Source organism: Janthinobacterium sp. GW822-FHT07A03, assembly GCF_058798815.1.
In genome coordinates this window covers 367,145-385,427 of the sequence record NZ_JBXAKW010000002.1, presented here as the reverse complement: position 1 = coordinate 385,427, position 18,283 = coordinate 367,145, and the positions used below count along the sequence as shown (strand labels likewise).

The window sequence follows — 18,283 nt, the reverse complement described above, 5'->3', positions numbered from 1 at the left end:
AAGTTAAGCACGCTTTCCCGCTGTCCGACACCCATCTTGCTGGCATAAACCAACAAGTAGCCGTCTCTGATCGGCTCGTCAACAAATCGGGATGGCAATATAAGGCAAAGCGTGCCAAAATCAGCGACGAAAACGGCCCATGTCGTTCGCCTGTCATGAAATGCTGGCAAACTGCCGCTGGCCGCATGCCAGGCATGCAACCGATCCACCCAACACGCCCGTTGACGCACGCATAGCGCGACAGGCATAGAGCGGTAAAAAGTTATCAACATGGCACCATGGCCGGCCGGTAGTCCTGGCTTTCGCCGGCAAGCCAAGGTCGCACGCAGTACAGCGGGACAGCAATGCCAAGCGGAACCTGTACAGTTGCTCGGTATCGCCGCATCAACTGATCAATTTGAAAACTCTGTCGTATCGAAGGTAAGCGAAGTTATGACCAAAACTAATAAATCGACCCCGGCCGCCAACCAAGACATCCCTCTCATCAGCGAAGACCAAATTCGCGCCATGAGCGAAGATGACTACATGAATCCGGCACAACTGGCATTCTTCAAGGCGCGCCTGCAGCAGCTCGAAAAAGACCTGCTGAAAAACGCCGGCGAAACCACGGAACACTTGCGTGAAACCGTGCTCGTACCGGACCCTGCCGACCGCGCCACCATCGAGGAAGAGCATGCGCTGGAACTGCGCACGCGCGACCGCGAACGCAAATTGCTGAAGAAAGTACAGCAATCGATCGCCAGCATCGATGCCGGCGACTATGGCTGGTGCGAAGAAACGGGCGAGCCTATCGGCATCCCGCGTCTGATCGCCCGTCCGACCGCCACCCTGTCGCTGGAAGCCCAGCAACGGCGCGAACTGAAGCAAAAGCTGTACGGCGACTGATCGCCCCTCCCCTTGCGCGGCCGCCCCGGCGGCCCCGCGCTGGCGAATAAAAAAGCACACAACCCCGGTTGCGTGCTTTTTTTTCGTCCCGCGCCGACTACACTGAAGCAAACACGGCAGCGGCACATGCCGCTTGCAATTGCCTTTTCCATCCCCACTTTTGCAGCATGGGCGCGCAATCGCATGGCCTTGCACGCATCGGCACGAATCTTTTGAGGTCACTATGGAACAATTTCACGGCACCACCATCCTCTGCGTCCGGCGCGGCAAGCAAGTCGCCCTGGGCGGCGACGGCCAGGTAACGCTCGGCAACATCGTCATGAAGGGCACGGCCCGCAAAGTGCGTAAGTTGTATCAGGGCAAGGTCCTGGTCGGCTTTGCCGGCGGCACCGCCGACGCCTTTACCCTGCTCGACCGATTTGAAGGCAAGCTGGAAAAACACCAGGGCAATCTGCTGCGCGCCTCCGTCGAACTGGCCAAGGACTGGCGCACCGACCGCGTGCTGCGCCGCCTGGAAGCGATGCTGCTGGTGGCCGACAGCGAGTCGACCCTGGTCATCACGGGCAATGGCGACGTGCTGGAGCCGGAAGACGGCATCGGCGCCATCGGCTCGGGCGGCACCTACGCCCAGTCCGCCGCCAAGGCGCTGCAGGAAAACACGGACTTGTCGCCGGCCGACGTGGTCAAGAAATCGCTGACCATCGCCGCCGAGTTGTGCATTTATACCAACATGTCGCACATCATCGAGACCTTGGACTAAGCGTCCGCGAGCAAAGAATAGAAAGCCAACTATGATCATGAACATGACTCCGTCGGAAATCGTCACCGAACTCGACAAACACGTGGTGGGCCAGGCCAAGGCCAAGCGCGCCGTCGCCATCGCCCTGCGCAACCGCTGGCGCCGCCAGCAGGTGGCCGAGCCCCTGCGCCATGAAATCACGCCCAAGAACATCCTCATGATCGGCCCCACGGGCGTCGGCAAGACGGAAATCGCGCGCCGCCTGGCCAAGCTGGCCGAGGCGCCCTTCATCAAGATCGAAGCGACCAAGTTCACGGAAGTGGGCTATGTGGGGCGCGACGTCGACACCATCATCCGCGACCTGATCGACATCGGCATCAAGCAGACGCGCGCGCTGGAAATGAAGAAAGTGCGCGCACGCGCCGAAGATGCGGCCGAAGACCGCGTCATCGACATCCTCGTGCCGCCGGCGCGCGACTTCGGCTTCACGCCGAATACGGCAGCGGCCGTCGACAGCGGCAGCGGCGACAGCACGCGCCAGACCTTCCGCAAGCGCTTGCGCCAGGGCGAACTCGATGACAAGGAAATCGAGATCGAGCTGGCCGAGGCGGGTCCGCAGATGGAAATCATGGCGCCGCCGGGCATGGAAGAAATGACGGAGCAGATCAAGTCCATGTTCTCGGGCGTGGGCGGGCAGCGCAAGAAGGCGCGCAAGGTCAAGATCAAGGAAGCCTTGAAACTGCTGGTCGAGGAAGAAGCGGCCAAGCTGCTCAACGAAGACGAGCTGAAACAGAAGGCCATCCAGAACGTCGAGCAGAACGGCATCGTGTTTTTGGACGAAATCGACAAGATCGCCTCGCGCTCGGAATCCGGCGGCGCCGACGTCTCGCGCGCCGGCGTGCAGCGCGACCTGCTGCCGCTGGTCGAGGGCACGACCGTCAACACGAAATATGGCATGATCCGCACGGACCACATCCTGTTCATCGCCTCGGGCGCCTTCCACCTGTCGAAACCGTCGGACCTGATTCCCGAGCTGCAGGGGCGCTTCCCCATCCGCGTGGAGCTGGAATCGCTGTCGATTGCGGACTTCGAGCGCATTCTGACCAGCACCGACGCCTGCCTGACGATGCAGTACGAAGCCCTGCTGGCGACGGAAAACCTGAAACTGCAATTCGCCCCGGAAGGCATCACGCGCCTGGCGGAAATCGCCTATTCGGTGAACGAGCGCACGGAAAACATCGGCGCGCGCCGGCTGCACACGGTGATGGAAAAACTGCTGGAAGAAGTGTCGTTTACGGCCAGCGAAGGCAGCAGCAGTACGGAAAACCTGCTGGTGATCGATGCCGCGTACGTCAACGAACGCCTGGAAGCGCTGTCGGTCAACGAGGACCTGTCGCGCTACGTGCTGTAGGAAGGAAGGGGGAAACCGATGGCAAACAAGGCCTTGGCGACGCGGCAGAAAATGCAGTTCCGCGTCGAACCCTCGCAAAAACCGCGCAACCCCGTCGCCACGGCTGCCCTGCAGCGCGCCACCGGGGCGCACGTAAAGACCGTGTCAGGCCAGCGCCAGCAGGAAAAACGCCTGCTGGCGAAATTGCTGTTGAAAGTAGACGTCAAAGACTGATCTGGAAATGTCCATGGCAAGGCGCATGGACGAAGACAGTATGAGCAATACGGCGAGGCCGTGCAACGCCGCCATGGGCATTTCAGGCCGCCCGCGGACACCCCGTTCCGGGGCGTCCGCCATCAGGCCACTCTCTGCCGCAGCATCATCCCCTTAGAAACGGTAGGACGCGCCCAGCGAAAACATGTCGACCTTGGTCGTTTGCTTGCTGCTGTATTTGACGGGCACGCGGTCCCAGTCGAGGTGCAGCGACCAGTTCTGGTTCAGCGCATATGCCGCGCCGATGCCGTAGGTCAGGCCGATCTTGTCCTTCTTGTCCGAGCCGCCGCCCAGATAATCGACCTTGCCCTGCGTGTACGCGGCGCCGGCGCGCCCGCTCAGGGTAAAGGCGTCGAACTGGTAGCCGAGCACGCCTTGTATGCCGAGGCCTGTGAACTTGCCGCGGCCAGCACGCTTGCCGGCGCCCGTGTCGAAGCCGGACTTGACCTCGCCACCCATGTACCCCACCAGCTCAACCGAAGGCAGGGCCACGCCGCCCTGAAACGGCAGCGCGTCGAAACTGTAACCCACATAGGCCTTGCCATTGCGCTTGCTGCTTTTGTCGCAGTCGCCTTGTCCGGCGATGCAATCGAGGCCCGTGCTGGCGCGAAAGCCATAGCTGGCGCCCGCATAGATGGGACCTGGCGCCGGTTCGGCGGCGGCGGCATGCAAGGGAGCGATGGCGGCCAGCGCCAGCAGCGCTGCGGGGAAACGGAAAGATGGGAACATGGATAACCTCTACAAGTGGATGGATTGCCTGGTTGTAGCGCGCTGCGCGAGCCACAAGCGGGAGTGTCATCTCTTTTGCCGAGAAGTACTATCATCTTGTGCAAAGTGCCATTAAGGGATACATTCGGTACCGCCATCCGCTACCAAACTTGCATAAAGGAACTATCGTGAGCTCACCCGAACTGGTTTTGCGCGTGCTGCGCACCCAATTGCGCGCCGCCGGCATCACGTACAAGGTATTGGCCGAACGCATCGGCATGAGCGAATCGAGCGTCAAGCGCATGTTCGGCCAGCACGACATGTCGCTGTCGCGCCTGGCCCTGATCTGCAAGGCCTCGGGCATCGCCATGGAAGACGTGCTGCGCGGCGCGGCCGACATCACGCCGCATGCCGACACCCTCACCCTGGTGCAGGAAAAGTCGCTGGTGGCGCATCCGCGCCTGCTGCTGGTGGCGATCTGCTGCCTCGGCCACTGGAGCCTGGAACAGGTGGTGGAAACGTATGCGCTGACGCAGGCCGAATGCATCGGCTGCCTGGCCGAACTGGATCGCCTGGGCTTGATCGAACTCAAGCCGCTGAACCGCTACAGCCTGCGCGTCTCGAACGCCTTCCACTGGCTGGCCGACGGTCCCGTGCAGCAGTACTTCCGCGAACACGTGGTGGCCGATTATTTCAGCGGGCATTTTGACGGCGCCGGCGAAACCCTGATGTGCATCCCGGCGCGTTTGTCGCTGTCGAGCGCGCAGGAGCTGGTGCAGAAGATCCGCCAGCTGGCCGAGGAACTGGCGCGCCTGCACCAGAACGACCGGCGCCTGGCACCGCAGGAACGCGACGGCTTTACCCTGTTGCTGGGGTTTCGCTCATGGGAATTTGCCGCCTTCACGGCGCTGCGCCGCAGCACGGCGCCCGCCGCGCCGGGCGTCGCTTACCAGACGGGGCCCAGGAACAGATAAAGCGTGCTCTCGCCGCCCTTCGATGCGCCCGAGGCCACGTACACGGGACCGAAGCGCGTATCGACCGAAATGAAGGCGCTGCTCGCCTGCGTGAACTTGGTGGCTTTCCAGCGCTCGCTCTGATCGAAGCCGCCGCCCATTTCCAGCGAAAAACCGGCCCGCACGGCGCCGCCCAGGGTGCTGGGCAGGGAACCGATGCGGCGCGCCATCACGAAGCGCGCCAGGGCCACGCTGCGCCCCGTCACCGACTCGAACTGCGTGCCGGACAGGCGCAGGAAGCCGCCCAGGCTGAGCGGCGCCTCGCCCCGCTGCGCGCGCGCCCATTCGCCATACACGTGGCCGGCCCAGTTGCCGCGCCCAAACGCCTTCAGGCCCGTGATGGCGGAGCGCCCCAGGCCCGATTCGCCCGTACCGGTGGTCGCGGAGCGCGTCCAGGTGGCGTCGAACAGCACGCCGCGCGTGGGGAAGCCGGGCGAATCGAGCGTGTCGACGCGGAACTGGACGAACTGGTTGGTGCCCAGTGCCCGCTCCTTGGGATAGGCAGGGTCGGCGGGGATGCTGATGTCCGCCTTGACTTCGCTGCGCGTGATGCCGAACTGCAGATCGCCCCAGAAACCGAACTGGCGCCCCAGCACCAGGCTGGCGCCCTGGCCGCTGTAAGCGACGCGCGCATTGCGCCGGCCCTTGTCGAACAGGTCGACCGCCTGGGAAGTGTACTGCAGCGATGGCGCGATATACCACGGGTTGCCGGCACCGAGCGGCTGCCAGTACTGCACCCCGAAGTTGCGCGCGGTGCCGATCTGCACCATGCTGCGCAATTCGCCGCCCCAGCTGTTCAGATTCGAGCGCACGTGCAGCAGCTTCAGGGCAAAGGTATTGCTGTCCCTGAAATCGCTGGCCATTTCCAGGCCCACGCGCAGGCGGCTGCTGGCCCACGGCGCCTCGACCGCCTTGATGGTGACGGCGCGCTGGTCGCCCGCATCGACCACTTCCGTCTCGACGCGCGCCACATCGCCGCGGCCATACAGCTTGGCCGCCGCCTTGAGCACATCTTCCTGGCTGACCGACTGCCCTTCCACCAGGCCCGATTGCGCCTGCAGGATGCGCGGATTGATATCGCCTTCGCTTTCCACAGCCAGGCGCGTGAGCGGCAGGGCCACGTCCAGCAGCGCCGGCGCCGCCAGGCGCAGCTGCTCGCGCGCCGCATACTGTTCCGGAGGCAGGGCCAGCGGGGCCAGGCGGGCGGCCAGCGCCTGCGCCGCCTGTTCGCCGGCGCGCATGGCGCGCGCATAGTTTTCAAAGTCGAGGAAGCTGACGCCCGTCAGGTCCGGCGCCACCAGGATGTCCTGCGGCTGCAGCTCCTTGAGCGAGCGCTGCACGTTCTGCTCCGTGAGAATCTGCAGCATCTGCTGCGCCACGCCGATGGCGCTGCCCAGCTCTTTTTCCGGCGCCAACGGCGTGCCCACGTTGACGGCGATGATGATGTCGGCGCCCATGGCGCGCGCCATATCGACGGGCAGGTTGCGCACCAGGCCCCCATCGACCACCAGCCGGTTGTTCACGCGCACGGGAGCAAACACGCCCGGCACGGCCAGCGAGGCGCGCATCGACAGGAACAGGGGCGTGTCGACCAGTTCCACCAGCTCGCCGTTGACCAGGTCCGAGGCCACCGAGCGGAAAGGCAGCGGCAGCTGGCTGGCGGGACGGTCGCGCATGCCGGCCGGCAGCAGCCGGTTCAAGGCCATTTCCAGCGCCGCATTGCTGGCCGCCGCCGGCGGCGTGGAAATGCCGTTGCGGCTGGTGCCGAACTCGATGCGCGACGGCAGCAATAAGTCTTCCTCGCGGCGGCGGAACGCCAGTTCGTCGCGTGGCGGCCGGTCGGCCACCACGCGCGCCCAGTTGGTATCGCGCGCCATCTTTTCCAGGTCCGCCACGGAAGCGCCGGCCGCGTACGCGCCGCCCACCACGCCGCCCATGCTGGTGCCGACCACCATGTCGATCGGCACATGCAGCTCCTGCAGCACTTTCAATACGCCGATATGCGCGAGACCGCGCGCGCCGCCGCCCGACAGCACCAGGGCGATGCGCGGGCGCGCCGGCACGGGCGCAGGAACGGCCAGGGGAGGAACGGAAGGTGCGGCAGCAGCGGGGACGTCAGCGGCGGCGGCTTGCGGTAAGGCGCACAGCGCCGCCACGCAGCCCGCCAGGACGGCACGGATCGAGAACATGAAGACTCCTGTGGCGATGGCGGCACGGCGCCATCGGCAAAATACGATAAGAACGGCGTTAATTCGACGGCGGCGGCACGCTGCCGCTCACCTGCGGCGGCGCCGGCATCACGGTCGCCGGACGCTGCTGCTCCATCGGCAGCGGCGGCGGCACCAGGTTCGTTGCCGGCGCGGGGGCCGGTGCCGGCGCCGGGGTGGCGGACACGGGCCCCGGCAAGGCCAGCGCCTTGTCATCGGCCACCAGGTCGATGCGCTTGCTCACGCCGCCATCGCGCAGCAGCACATGGCGCGCATGCACTTCCAGCACCGTCACGCCGGGCACCACCTCGGCGCCCTCGGGCAAGGCCACGGACGGCTTGCCATCGGTCGAGATGATGGCCACGCTGCCGCGGCCATTGCTGGCGGCGACCACGCCCTTGAGCTGGTAGTTGCTGGCCGTGGCCACGCTGACCTGGCCGCCGAACAGCGAAGCGCCCGCCTCCACGCTGGCATCCTGCACCACCGGCACGGCGGGTGGATTGATGGGGCGCTGCGGCGCCTTGAACAGCTGCATGGCCCAGTAGGCCAGCGACACGGACAGCGCCACGACGGCGAGCAAACTTACAAGTTGTGGCAAACGCTTCATGGTTTCCTTGATATTTCTCTTAACGCACCAGCTGATTAATCTCGATAATCGGCATCAGCACGGCCAGCACGATCAGCAGCACCACCACGCCCATGGCCAGGATCAGGGCCGGCTCCAGCAGGCCCGCAATGGTGAGCGTGCGGCGTTCCAGGTCCTGCTCCTGCGCGCTGGCGGCGCGTTCCAGCATGGCCGGCAGCTCGCCCGTGATTTCGCCCGCGCGTATCATGTGGATCAGCATCGGCGGAAAATGCTTTTGCGCCGACAGCGCGCGCGCCAGGCTGACGCCCTCGCGCACGGCGCCGCTGGCGTCAGCCACCAGTTCCTGCATCGCCACATTGGTGAGCGTGTCGCGGCTGGTGTCGAGCGCGCGCAGGATCGGCACGCCGGACCCCGTGGTGATGGCCAGCGTGCTGGCAAAACGCGCCGTATTCAGGCTGCGCTCGAATTTCCCGTACAGGGGCGCCGTCAGCAGCCAGGTATGCCAGCGCCGCTTCAACGCCGGCTGCTGCAGCGCGCGGCGCCAGGCGAACCAGGCGCCGGCGAGGGCGATCGCCACGACGATGCCATAGTGGCGCACGAAGTCCGACAGCGCCAGCATGATCACCGTCAGCATGGGCAGCTTTTGCTTGGTATTGGCGAATACGGAAACGATCTGCGGCACCACATAGGTGAGCAGGAAAATGACGATGGAAAACGCCACCACGGTGACGATGGCCGGATAGGTAAACGCCAGCTTGACCTTCTGCACCAGCGCATTGCGCCGTTCGATATAGTCGGCCAGGCGCGAGAGCACGCGCGACAAATGGCCGATCTGCTCGCCCGACGCCACCAGCGCCCGGTAGATTTCCGCGAAATCGCGCGGATGGCGGGCCAGCACGTCGGAAAACGCGGCGCCGCCGATCACTTCCGAGCGGATCGAGGCGATCAGGTCGCGCAGATACGGCCGCTCGGCCTGTTCCAGCAGCGCGGAAAAGGCCTGCTCCAGCGGCAGGCCCGCTTCCAGCAAACTGGCCAGCTGGCGCGTAAACAGGGCCAGCTCGGTGCTGGACAGGCGCTCGCCGAAGCCGCGCCGCTTGGTCACGCCGGCGGCGTCGACCTGCGCGGCGATCGGTTCGACGGCCAGCGGCACCAGGCCTTGCACGCGCAGCTCGGCGCGCGCGGAACGGGGACTGTCGGCATTGAGCACGCCCTTGCGGGTGGCGCCCTGGGCGTCGACGGCTTCATAACGGAATGCGGGCATGGTGGCGGGCCTAGTCTTTGGTCACGCGCAGCAATTCGGCCTGCGTGGTGGTGCCGTCGCGCAGCCAGCGTTCGCCGTCGTCGCGCATGCTCGTCATGCCGTCCTGCAAGGCTACGGCGCGCACTTCCGCTTCCGACGCGCGGTTATGGATCTGCGCGCGGATCTGTTCCGTCGTGCGCAGCAGTTCATATACGCCCACGCGGCCCTGGTAGCCCGTCTGGCCGCACTGCTCGCAGCCGACCGCCTGCCAGTACTGCCCGTCGAAGGTCTTGCAGGAACCGCACAATTTGCGCACCAGCCGCTGCGCCAATACGCCCAGCAGGGACGACGACAGCAGGAATGGTTCGATGCCCATGTCGAGCAAACGCGTGACGGCCGCCGAGGCGTCGTTGGTGTGCAGGGTCGCCAGCACCAGATGGCCCGTCAGCGACGCCTGCACAGCGATCTGCGCCGTTTCCAGGTCGCGGATCTCGCCGATCATGATCACATCGGGATCTTGCCGCAAAATCGCCCGCAGCGCCTTGGCAAATGTCATGTCGATGCGCGGATTGACCTGCGTCTGGCCCACGCCGGCCAGGTCGTACTCGATCGGGTCTTCCACCGTCAGGATATTCGTGGTGGTGGCGTTGAGCATCGACAGCGCCGCGTATAACGTCGTCGTCTTGCCCGAACCGGTGGGACCCGTGACGAGCACGATGCCGTGCGGCTGCGTGATCAGGCCATCGAACTGCCCCAGCATGGGCGCGCTCATGCCCAGGTGCTGCAGGTCGAGACGGCCCGCTTCCTTGTCCAACAAGCGCAATACGGCCCGTTCGCCATGCCCGGTAGGCAGGGTCGAGACGCGCACGTCGACGGGCTTGCCGCCCACGCGCAGGGTGATGCGGCCGTCCTGCGGCAAGCGTTTTTCCGCGATATCGAGCTGCGCCATGATCTTGATGCGCGAAATCAGCGAGCCGTGGATGGCTTTGCGGGGACGCACCACGTCGCGCAGGCTGCCATCGATGCGGAAGCGCACGACGGAGGTCTGCTCGAACGGCTCGATGTGGATATCGGAGGCGCCTTCGCGCAGCGCCTGCGTCAGCAGCGCGTTGATCATGCGGATGACGGGCGCGTCGTCGGACGATTCGAGCAAGTCCTCGATGGCCGGCACGTCCTGCAACAGCTTGGTGAGATCGAGGTCGGCGTCGAATTCATCGGCCATCTGCGACGCATCGCCGCCGCCGCCCGCGTAGGCGCCGGCAATCGCCGCATCGAGTTCGGCGCGCGGCAGCACCGTCAACTGGATCTGGCCGAAACGGCGCGACACCTCGGCAATCGCCGCCGGCGCCGTCGAAGCGGCCACCAGTACCTCGACGGGGGCGCCTTCAAGGGCGCCGGGCCGTGCCAGCAAGCCGAAATCGCGCGCGTAGGCGTAGGGAAGCAGATTGCTCATGACTGTCCCATCACTTCTGCGGCTGCTGCTGGTATTGCTGCAGCAGCGGCTGCGGCGGCGTGGCGGCGTTGGCCGGCGCGCCTGGCGGCGGCGTCGGTGCCGGCGGCACGGGACGCGTCACCATGCTGCCGCCCACGGGCTGGCCATCCTGCAGGGCCGGCAGCACGGGCGTGCCCAGGTCCTTCAGCATCAGGTTGCCCGTGGCCGGCACGGCGGCCGTCTCGGCCGAGCGCATGTAATCGTAGCGGTCGGCCGCCAGGCTGCCGCTCTGCTCCTTGTTGCGCACGATGACAGGGCGCAGGAAGATCATCAGGTTGGTTTTCTTGCGCTCGCGCGTCTGGTACTTGAACAGGTTGCCGATCAGGGGAATGTCGCCCAGGCCACGCACTTTTTCCGCATTGTCGCCCGTGCTGTCCTCGATCAGGCCACCGAGCACGATGATCTGGCCATCGTCGGCCAGCACATTGTTTTCGATCACGCGGTTGTTGATGGTGATGCCGCTGACGGCCGTCGACGTGGATTTGTCCACGCTCGACGTCTCGTGATAGATGCCCAGCTTGATCGTGCCGCCCTCGGAAATCTGCGGGCGCACCTTGAGGGTCAGACCCACTTCCTTGCGGTCGATGGTCTGGAAGGGATTCGTGTTGGTGCCGGCCGTGCTGGTGTACTGGCCCGTCAGGATAGGCACGTTCTGGCCCACCTTGATGGTCGCCAGTTCATTATCCAGGGTGATCAGGTTCGGCGTCGACAGGATGTTGGCGTTGCCGTCCGATTCCAGCGCATGCGCCACGGCACCCAGGCCCAGCGCGCCGTTGATCTGCTTGAAGATACCCAGGGTCAGGCCGCCCGTGGGCAGGGTCTTGCCACCACCGGTGGCGATGGCGGCGATATTGTTGTTGGTGCCGCCGGCGAACGACTGCAGCGCGCCCACGCGGTAGTTGCTGGTGCTGTCGCCGGAAAGCCCCAGCCACTGCACGCCGAACTCGGACGCCTTGGCCGACGTCACTTCGACGATCAGCGCCTCGATGTAGACCTGGGCGCGGCGCACGTCGAGCTGGTCGATCACGGCGCGCAGGTTGCGGTAGACGGCTTCGTTGCAGGTCAAAATCAGGGTATTCGTCGACGCGTCGGCCTGGATGAAGCCGGCCGCCCCGCCCGACGACAGCTGCTGCGGCCCGTTGTTCAGCGAGGCGCCGCCCGAGGTGCCGCTTTGCGTATTGCCGCCCAGGCCAGTGCTGTTCATGCCGCTGTTGTTCTGGCTGATCGGGTTGTTCGTGCTCTGGTTGCTGGTGCCCTGCTGCGCCGAAGCGGCCGTGCCGTCCGACGTCACCACCGAGCGCAGGGTCTGCGCCAGCTTGGTGGCGTCCGCATTTTTCAGGTACACCACGTGCACGTTGCCCAGCTGCGTGGTGGGCTGGTCCAGCTTCGAGATCAGCGACTTGGCCAGGTTGGCGCGCGCCGCCGACGGCGCGCGCAGCACCAGCGAATTGGTGCGCGGGTCGGCCAGCACGGACACCTTGCCCGTGTCGCCCGCCGCCCCGGCACCCGCATTCCCGCCTTCCATCAGTTTATTGACCATCGAGGCCAGGTCGGAGGCGATGGCATAGCGCACGGGGATCACGTCCAGGTCCGTCGAGGCGGGCACGTCGAGCGCGGCGATGATCTTCGCCAGGCGCTTGAGGTTATCCGCGTAATCGGTGATCACCAGCGAGTTGTTGCCCGGGTTGGCATTAATCGTGTTGTTCGGCGAAATCAGGGGGCGCAGCACAGCCAGCAGGTTGGCCGACGACTCGTAGTTCAAATAAAACACCTGGGTGGCGATCTGGTCGCCCTTCACCTGGCTGGCGCCGTTGCCCACCTGGGTCGGCACGGATTGCAGCTTGGCGTCCGCTTCCGGCACCACCTTGGCATAGCCGTCGCCGGAGACCACCGCATAGCCCTGCAGGCGCAAGGCCGAGGCCAGCAGCCCGAACGCCTGCGTCTTGCTGATCGATTTTTCCGACACCAAGGTGATCGTGCCCTTGACGCGCGGGTCGATGACGAAATTGATGTTGGTGTAATGGCCCACCGCCTTGATCACCGATTCGATGTCGGCGCCGACGAAATTGAGCGCCGCCTCATCGCCGGGCGCGGCCCAGACGGGCGCCGGCATGCCGGCCACGGAACAGCACAGCAAGGCGGCGGCCGACAGGCGGCGCAGCGAGAAGGAGGAGGTAATTGGGCTCACGGATGGTTTTTTCATTGTCTGAACTCTAAGGCGATGATGTTTTTTTCGCTATTGCTACGGCGCTGTCCCAGCAAATTCAACAAACTCGCCAAGGTCTCTTCATATCCTGCTGCGGCCTGGGCCTGGCCGGAAAACTGCATGCGCCCCTGTTGCAGGCTGCCGCTGCCGTCGAGCAGCAGCGGGCCCTTGATGGAGCGCAAGGTCAACGTCGCTTGCTGCCCCTGCCAATCGAAATCGAGCTCGTAGCTGCCCAGCGGACGCAAGGACGACAGGCGCGAGGCCATGTCCGTCATCTGCAGGGTGGTGCGGCCGATGGCGGAAAACTGCCGCTGCTCCAAAGCCAGCTGCAGGGTGCTCCACGACAGGCGCATGCTGCCCGTCGGCGCCACGGTATTTAACGGCGCACCGAGACCGCCGAGGCCATCGGCCGGCAGCAGCAGGGCCGCCGGGCTGACTTGCCAGTGCGACCACGAGCCGCGCAGGTTCACCGGCTGCGACAACGCCTGCGCGTTTTGCAGTTCCACGTCCGCCGATCCCCACAGCACCGAGGGCGAAATGCGCCAGCTGAAACGCCCCGGCAGCAGGGGCGTCACGGCGCCATTCGCGCTGGCCGCCCCGCCGATAAAGGCCGAACCGCGCCACAGGGTACCTTGCGCGTCGCCCAAGGTCAAACGTCCGCCCGTCTGCTTTTCCACGATGCCCGCCACCCAGCTGGCCGGAAAAAACACCAGCAGGGTGACGCAGACGCTGACGATGATGGCCAGCAGCCAGCCAAGCAGGCGCATCATCGTGCCGCGCCCGGGCTCTGGTGCAGGGTCAGGCTGGCATCGACCAGTCCCGCCTTGCCCTGCGCCGTGATCTTCGCTTCCTGCACCGCCACGCGGCCTTCGCGGCGCAAGCCGTCCAGCCACAGCATGACGCTGGCGAACGGCACGCCGTTCAGCTGCACGCGCGCATATTCTCCCGTCAGCGACAGCGATTGCGGCGCCAGGCCGCGCGCTTTCAGCGAAGAGTCGAGGCTTTCGCGGCCCATGGGCGCCACCTGCACGGGCGCCTGGCGCGCCAGTTCGCCCGCTTCACGCGCCAGCGCCTGCAGCTGGGCCGCGTTCTGGCGCAGCTCGGGCAAGCTCTTTTGCAAGGCGATGCGGCCCGTCCACGCCGGCTCGAAAAACACGGCATAGATGAAGGCCAGCCCCGCCACCACGCCGCCAATGGTCAAGAGCTTGCGCTCCTGTGGCGTGCGCTCGGCCCAGAAGGCCTGCACCGCCTGTTGCCGGCCCACCAACGCGGCACGCGCCTTGTTCACTGCTGCACTCATGCTTTTGCTCCCGTGGCCGGCGTGATCTTCCACACGCCCGGCGCCGTTTCATTCAAGGCCAGCTTGCGCGCGGCCAGGCCGTCGCGCACCTGCGCCTGGGCGCTGGCGTCGACCATGTCCGGCTTCAGCTTGACGATCAGGGCGCGCTCGCGGTATTCCAGCGAGGCCACCACGCCGCGCCCGGCCAGGCCGCCCAGCGCCTCGCCCAGCGCCGCGCTCATGCTGGTGAAGTCATCCATGCTCGCCTGCCCGCTTTGCAGGCGGGCGGCAGCGATATTGCGCCGCATCTGTTCCGCTTCCAGCCCGTACACGGGCGCCTCGTTCGGATACGCGGCCTTGAAGGTTTGCTGCATCGAGGTGCGCACGGTGGCGGCCTCGCGCTTCAGGCGCATCCATTCGATATTCATGCCGGCCAGGTTGACGACCACGGCCAGCAGCGCCAGACGGATGGGCCAGCGCCAGCGGCGCCACTCGGTGGCCGATCCCGTGGCCGTGCCCAGCGCAGGGGCCAGGTCCAGCCCCGCGCCCCTGGCGCCGGCGATCCAGTGCGCCCAGTGGTCGGATTCCACCGTCACGCCGTCCATGCCGGCGGCCAGTTCTTGATATTGCGCAAGCTCGGTCTGCGCCACGTAGACCGTCAGGGGCACGTCGCCGGCAAACGCGCGCGTCGTCAGCAGCGCCTGCTGCGGCTGGGCCGGCAAGACCAGGCCCAGCCCCTCTTGCGGCGCCTGGCGCAAGGCCAGTTCCAGGCCGTCGCCGCTGGCTTGCAGGGCGGCCGTCACGCTGCCCGGCTGCAAGGGCAGGCACAGCTGGGACGGCAGCAGCACCACCTTGCGCGCGCCCTGCGCCAGCAAGGCTTTCACGAGTACCTCGGCCCAGGCGCGCTGCGCCACGGCCACCGTGCGCATGCCTGCCGCATCGGGCGCGCCGGCGGCCAGCAGGCAATCCTGGGCATCGCCGAGGATGTGTTCTTCCACCAGGCCCGGCAAGGCCGCGCGCAGGCGGGCGCCGGCCAGCGGCGGGGTTTTCAGGCGCAGCAGGGTCACGTCGGCCGCCGCCAGCAGCAGCACCACCTGCTTCGCGCCGGCGATCAGCTGGCCCAGGCTGCCCAGCGGCGCGCTGCCCTGCTGCAGCAAGGCGCCGCCGTCGCCGGCCAGCACGAAGGAGCAGGCAGGCGCGCTGTCGGTGGACGCCTTGGCCGGGTGACGGATATACAGTATTGTCAAAGTGACTCGCTTTCAGCTGTTAATTTTCCCGCAGCCAGACCAGGCTGGTGGTGCGTTGCGGATCCGTTTTTCGATTGACGAGCGCCACGGCATCGAGGGCGGCACGGTCCAGCCGCACGCGGATGACGGTAAGGAAGTAACGGCTCTTCACGTCAAGCTCGACGCCCTCAATCAGTGCAGCATTAATATTATTCTGGAAATTTAACTTATCGACAAACTTTTTACGCGGATTGCTCAAGGTCAAGGCACTCGCCTCGGACAGCGACATCATCGTCACGGCCGCCAGCACCTCGGCCGGGGCCGTATTTACGTTGATCGGCGTCAATTCCGGCAAGATGATGACGACATCGCGCAGCTGCTCGATCATCTGCGGCGTATAGCCGGGCACGGCCAGCAGATCCTCGACCTGGGTGAACGCCACCGGCTCGCTGCTGCCGCCCGATGCGGGCGTGGCGGCGGGCGTCTTGCCGTCGCTGCCGCTGCTGCGCGGTTTCGGCTTGGCGCGCAGCACGGCATCGGCCGTCGCTTGCGCCAGGCCGCTGTCGAGTTTCATATTTGATAATAATCGCTGGTAGGCCAGCACCTGCTTCGGATTGATGGTGCCCGTGGCGTCGACCAGGTTGGTAATATTAAAACGCGCCTGCGCATCGAGCGCGCGGCCCGAGACGGTGGCGTCGAATTTCTCCGTGTCGACCTTTTCGCGGTCCACGTAATCGTCGAGCCGCGCTTCCTCGATGGGCGTGGCCCAGACGCCGTCCAGCGCCGTCAGCATGGGATTGTCCTGGCGCAACCAGAAGCGGGCAAAGTCGACCATGCCGCGCATGGCCCACTGCGTCTGCAGGCGCAGGCGCTGGTTTTCCATCGAGCGCACCTGCACCTGCTGCTGCCAGAACAGGCTGGCGACGACGGTGATGGCCAGCGCCGTCAGCAGCAAGGCCGTGATGACGGCCACGCCGCGCTGGCGCGCGGGGCGAATGAACGGCTTCATCCCGGCCCCAATAAAAAGACTTTGGACAGGCCCGCATCCTGGCCCGGCATCTGCAGGGTCACTTCCAGGCCCGGCACTTGCGTGGAGATGGTGGCGCCGGCCGTCAGCACGTTCCAGGCGCCATTGTTCCAGCCGCGCATGACCATGCTGTCGACGCCGCGCATCAGGGTCACGTCGGCGCTGGAGGTATCGGTATCGTCGCGCGCCGCCTGCCACAGGGTGTCGAGCACGGCCAGGTCGCGCGTGCCGTTCGACTCGCGCCGCGTCAGCACGCCGCCGCGCAGGCGGTAAGTGACCACTTGCAACTGCTGCGGCTCCTGCTCCGACGCGGCCAGGCGCACCAGGGTCAGGCGGTCGGTCTCGGCCGTCAGGTTGATGCGGCCATTCAGCAGGTTGTTGTTCTGGCCGGCACCGGCCAAGTGGTCGCAATCGCTTTGCATCTGGGCAAACGCCAGCTGCATGCCGCGCGCCTGCTCCAGCTGGCTGGTCAGCACTTCGCGCGAACGCATGATGCTGTCCAGGCCGCGCCAGCCCAGCACGGCGACCATGGCCAGGATGCCGATCGCCACGAGCAGCTCGATCAGCGTGAAACCACCAGCAGGGACGGGGCGGCGCGCCATCAGTCGTTAAAGGAAAGCAAGACCAGGCGCACGATGCGCCGGGCCGGATATTGCACGTCGTATACGTTGACGCGCACTTGGCGGATGCGGGGGTTCGGCGTGGCCACCACTTCTTCCTCGCAGATGAGTTTTAAGTCGCCCTGCGGGCAGTCGACCGTGCGCTTGCCCGTCTGCGGGAACGTCTTCGCCAGGCGCAAGCGCACCAGGTGGTTTTCCGCCGACCAGGTGGCCATCATGGCGCTGCGCAAGCCATCGCTGTTCTGCGTCAGGCTGCCGACGGCGCGCAGCGAGGCGCCCAGGGCCGTGCCGACGATGACGAGGGCGACCAGCACTTCCAGCAAAGTGAAGCCAAGCTGGCGGCGTTGTCGTGGGAAGGCCATCATTGCTCGACCGTGAAGTGGCCGATGCCGTCGGCGCGGATGGCCACGCTGCGCTCGCCGCTGGCCAGGGTCAGCACGAAAGGCTTGTCGACCGGTTCGCGGCCGAAGATGATGCGCAGCGGCTGGGCCACGCTGCTCGACGGCTGCACGCTGAGCAGCATGGGGGTATTCGCAAACGCGCGCTCGCGCAGCAAATCGTCCTGCGTCACGGGTTGCCACAGCTTTTCATTGAGGACCAGGAAACGGTATTGATTTTCGTCAGCCTCGAACGCCACCTGCCGGCTGCGCACGATGGCTTCATCGCGCGCCAGCTGCAGCAGCAGGGCGATGCGCTCGGCTTCCTTTTGCAGCGCCTGCTGGCCATTCGGCATCGCGTTCAGCGATACCAGGCCCAGGGTAACGCCGATGATGACCATCACCACCAGCAATTCGATCAGCGTGAAGCCGCTGGCGCGTGGCCGGGGCAGTGCGCGACCGGTGGTCATGGCAGGCATGCAATGGAAGACTTACAGTTCCCAGGAGCCGATATCGGCATCGTCGCCGCTACCGCCAGGCTGGCCGTCGGCGCCCAGCGAGATGATGTCGACTTCGCCCTTCACGCCCGGCGACAGGTACTGGTACGGGTTGCCCCATGGATCTTTCGGCATCTTTTCCAGATAGCCGCCCGCCTTCCAGCCATTCGCGGCCGGTCCCGTGGTCGGTTTTTCGATCAGCGCCTGCAAGCCCTGCTCGGTGGTCGGGTAGCGCTGGTTATCCAGACGGTACAGTTTCAAGGCTTGCATCACGGTGGCGATGTCGACTTTCGCCGCCGCCACTTTCGACTCGCCCGTGCGGGCGATCAGCTTGGGCACCACCAGCGAGGCGAGGATGCCCATGATCACCACCACGACCATGATTTCGATCAAAGTGAAGCCGCGCGCGCGGCGCTGGCGTATCGGATGGTTTGCTGCGTTTTGCATAAGAAAGAGAGAAGAAGGTGAGTAATGAGTGCAGAGTATAAAGCGGAAATATGACAAAGCCTGTCATATGG

19 protein-coding genes are annotated in these 18,283 nt (G+C 65.6%); 5 read left to right on the top strand and 14 right to left on the bottom strand.

All coding sequences use genetic code 11. The annotated features are described in order from the left end of the window. Window positions 1-432 precede the first annotated feature (432 nt). The 4 genes from dksA to AC1RJW_RS07810 all read left to right on the top strand — a co-directional run bounded on the left by dksA (window position 433) and on the right by AC1RJW_RS07810 (window position 3,248). Window positions 433-885: an RNA polymerase-binding protein DksA gene (dksA, locus tag AC1RJW_RS07825; protein WP_034753066.1), complete on the top strand. Its 453-nt coding sequence runs from the start codon at window positions 433-435 to the stop codon at window positions 883-885. A gap of 223 nt (window positions 886-1,108) precedes the next feature. After that, on the top strand, window positions 1,109-1,645 hold the full coding sequence (gene hslV / locus AC1RJW_RS07820) for an ATP-dependent protease subunit HslV (RefSeq protein ID WP_034753065.1): 537 nt from the start codon (window positions 1,109-1,111) through the stop codon (window positions 1,643-1,645). 37 nt (window positions 1,646-1,682) lie between these two features. Next, window positions 1,683-3,035 carry an ATP-dependent protease ATPase subunit HslU gene (gene hslU, locus AC1RJW_RS07815; protein WP_493044477.1) on the top strand — a complete coding sequence of 451 codons (1,353 nt, stop codon included), beginning with the start codon at window positions 1,683-1,685 and terminating at the stop codon, window positions 3,033-3,035. 18 nt (window positions 3,036-3,053) lie between these two features. Beyond that, a complete protein-coding gene (locus AC1RJW_RS07810) occupies window positions 3,054-3,248 on the top strand; it encodes a hypothetical protein (RefSeq protein WP_493044476.1) in 195 nt (64 codons plus the stop codon). Window positions 3,249-3,401: 153 nt separating this feature from the next. Here the strand turns inward: AC1RJW_RS07810 and AC1RJW_RS07805 are convergent, their stop codons facing one another. Then, window positions 3,402-4,016, bottom strand: coding sequence for an outer membrane protein (locus AC1RJW_RS07805; RefSeq protein ID WP_326457721.1), 615 nt, complete (start codon window positions 4,014-4,016; stop codon window positions 3,402-3,404). A gap of 167 nt (window positions 4,017-4,183) precedes the next feature. Between AC1RJW_RS07805 and AC1RJW_RS07800 the strand changes: the two genes are divergently transcribed. After that, complete coding sequence (locus tag AC1RJW_RS07800) at window positions 4,184-4,969, top strand: helix-turn-helix domain-containing protein (RefSeq protein WP_493044475.1); 786 nt, start codon at window positions 4,184-4,186, stop codon at window positions 4,967-4,969. On the opposite strand, the gene AC1RJW_RS07795 is transcribed toward AC1RJW_RS07800, so the two are convergent. From AC1RJW_RS07795 to gspG, 13 genes are read right to left on the bottom strand one after another with little or no spacing between them, the layout of a single operon-like run. Then, window positions 4,942-7,197 carry a patatin-like phospholipase family protein gene (locus AC1RJW_RS07795; RefSeq protein WP_493044474.1) on the bottom strand — a complete coding sequence of 752 codons (2,256 nt, stop codon included), beginning with the start codon at window positions 7,195-7,197 and terminating at the stop codon, window positions 4,942-4,944. The genes AC1RJW_RS07800 and AC1RJW_RS07795 overlap by 28 nt on opposite strands. A 58-nt stretch (window positions 7,198-7,255) precedes the next feature. After that, complete coding sequence (locus AC1RJW_RS07790) at window positions 7,256-7,822, bottom strand: type II secretion system protein N (protein ID WP_493044473.1); 567 nt, start codon at window positions 7,820-7,822, stop codon at window positions 7,256-7,258. Between the two features lie 19 nt (window positions 7,823-7,841). Continuing rightward, window positions 7,842-9,062 carry a type II secretion system inner membrane protein GspF gene (gspF, locus tag AC1RJW_RS07785; protein ID WP_493044472.1) on the bottom strand — a complete coding sequence of 407 codons (1,221 nt, stop codon included), beginning with the start codon at window positions 9,060-9,062 and terminating at the stop codon, window positions 7,842-7,844. A gap of 10 nt (window positions 9,063-9,072) precedes the next feature. Beyond that, window positions 9,073-10,494, bottom strand: a complete 1,422-nt coding sequence (gene gspE, locus AC1RJW_RS07780; RefSeq protein ID WP_475415871.1) for a type II secretion system ATPase GspE — start codon at window positions 10,492-10,494, stop codon at window positions 9,073-9,075. 10 nt (window positions 10,495-10,504) lie between these two features. Then, entirely contained in the window at window positions 10,505-12,736 is a 2,232-nt protein-coding gene (gspD, locus tag AC1RJW_RS07775; protein WP_493044471.1) for a type II secretion system secretin GspD, read from the bottom strand. Continuing rightward, window positions 12,733-13,509: a type II secretion system protein N gene (locus AC1RJW_RS07770; protein ID WP_493044470.1), complete on the bottom strand. Its 777-nt coding sequence runs from the start codon at window positions 13,507-13,509 to the stop codon at window positions 12,733-12,735. Before AC1RJW_RS07770 ends, gspD begins: the two co-directional genes overlap by 4 nt. Further along, complete coding sequence (locus AC1RJW_RS07765; RefSeq protein ID WP_493044469.1) at window positions 13,506-14,039, bottom strand: type II secretion system protein M; 534 nt, start codon at window positions 14,037-14,039, stop codon at window positions 13,506-13,508. The genes AC1RJW_RS07770 and AC1RJW_RS07765 overlap by 4 nt, the downstream gene beginning before the upstream one ends. Beyond that, a complete protein-coding gene (gene gspL, locus AC1RJW_RS07760) occupies window positions 14,036-15,265 on the bottom strand; it encodes a type II secretion system protein GspL (protein ID WP_493044468.1) in 1,230 nt (409 codons plus the stop codon). The genes AC1RJW_RS07765 and gspL overlap by 4 nt, the downstream gene beginning before the upstream one ends. 19 nt (window positions 15,266-15,284) lie before the next feature. After that, window positions 15,285-16,253, bottom strand: a complete 969-nt coding sequence (gene gspK, locus AC1RJW_RS07755; RefSeq protein WP_493044467.1) for a type II secretion system minor pseudopilin GspK — start codon at window positions 16,251-16,253, stop codon at window positions 15,285-15,287. Beyond that, window positions 16,250-16,873 (bottom strand): PulJ/GspJ family protein, encoded by a 624-nt coding sequence (locus AC1RJW_RS07750; RefSeq protein ID WP_493044466.1) that lies wholly within the window; start codon window positions 16,871-16,873, stop codon window positions 16,250-16,252. The genes gspK and AC1RJW_RS07750 overlap by 4 nt, the downstream gene beginning before the upstream one ends. Next, on the bottom strand, window positions 16,873-17,256 hold the full coding sequence (gspI, locus tag AC1RJW_RS07745) for a type II secretion system minor pseudopilin GspI (RefSeq protein ID WP_326457732.1): 384 nt from the start codon (window positions 17,254-17,256) through the stop codon (window positions 16,873-16,875). Before gspI ends, AC1RJW_RS07750 begins: the two co-directional genes overlap by 1 nt. After that, complete coding sequence (locus tag AC1RJW_RS07740; protein WP_051991350.1) at window positions 17,253-17,747, bottom strand: GspH/FimT family pseudopilin; 495 nt, start codon at window positions 17,745-17,747, stop codon at window positions 17,253-17,255. Before AC1RJW_RS07740 ends, gspI begins: the two co-directional genes overlap by 4 nt. 12 nt (window positions 17,748-17,759) lie before the next feature. Beyond that, window positions 17,760-18,212 carry a type II secretion system major pseudopilin GspG gene (gene gspG, locus AC1RJW_RS07735; RefSeq protein ID WP_326457733.1) on the bottom strand — a complete coding sequence of 151 codons (453 nt, stop codon included), beginning with the start codon at window positions 18,210-18,212 and terminating at the stop codon, window positions 17,760-17,762. Window positions 18,213-18,283: the final 71 nt, after the last annotated feature.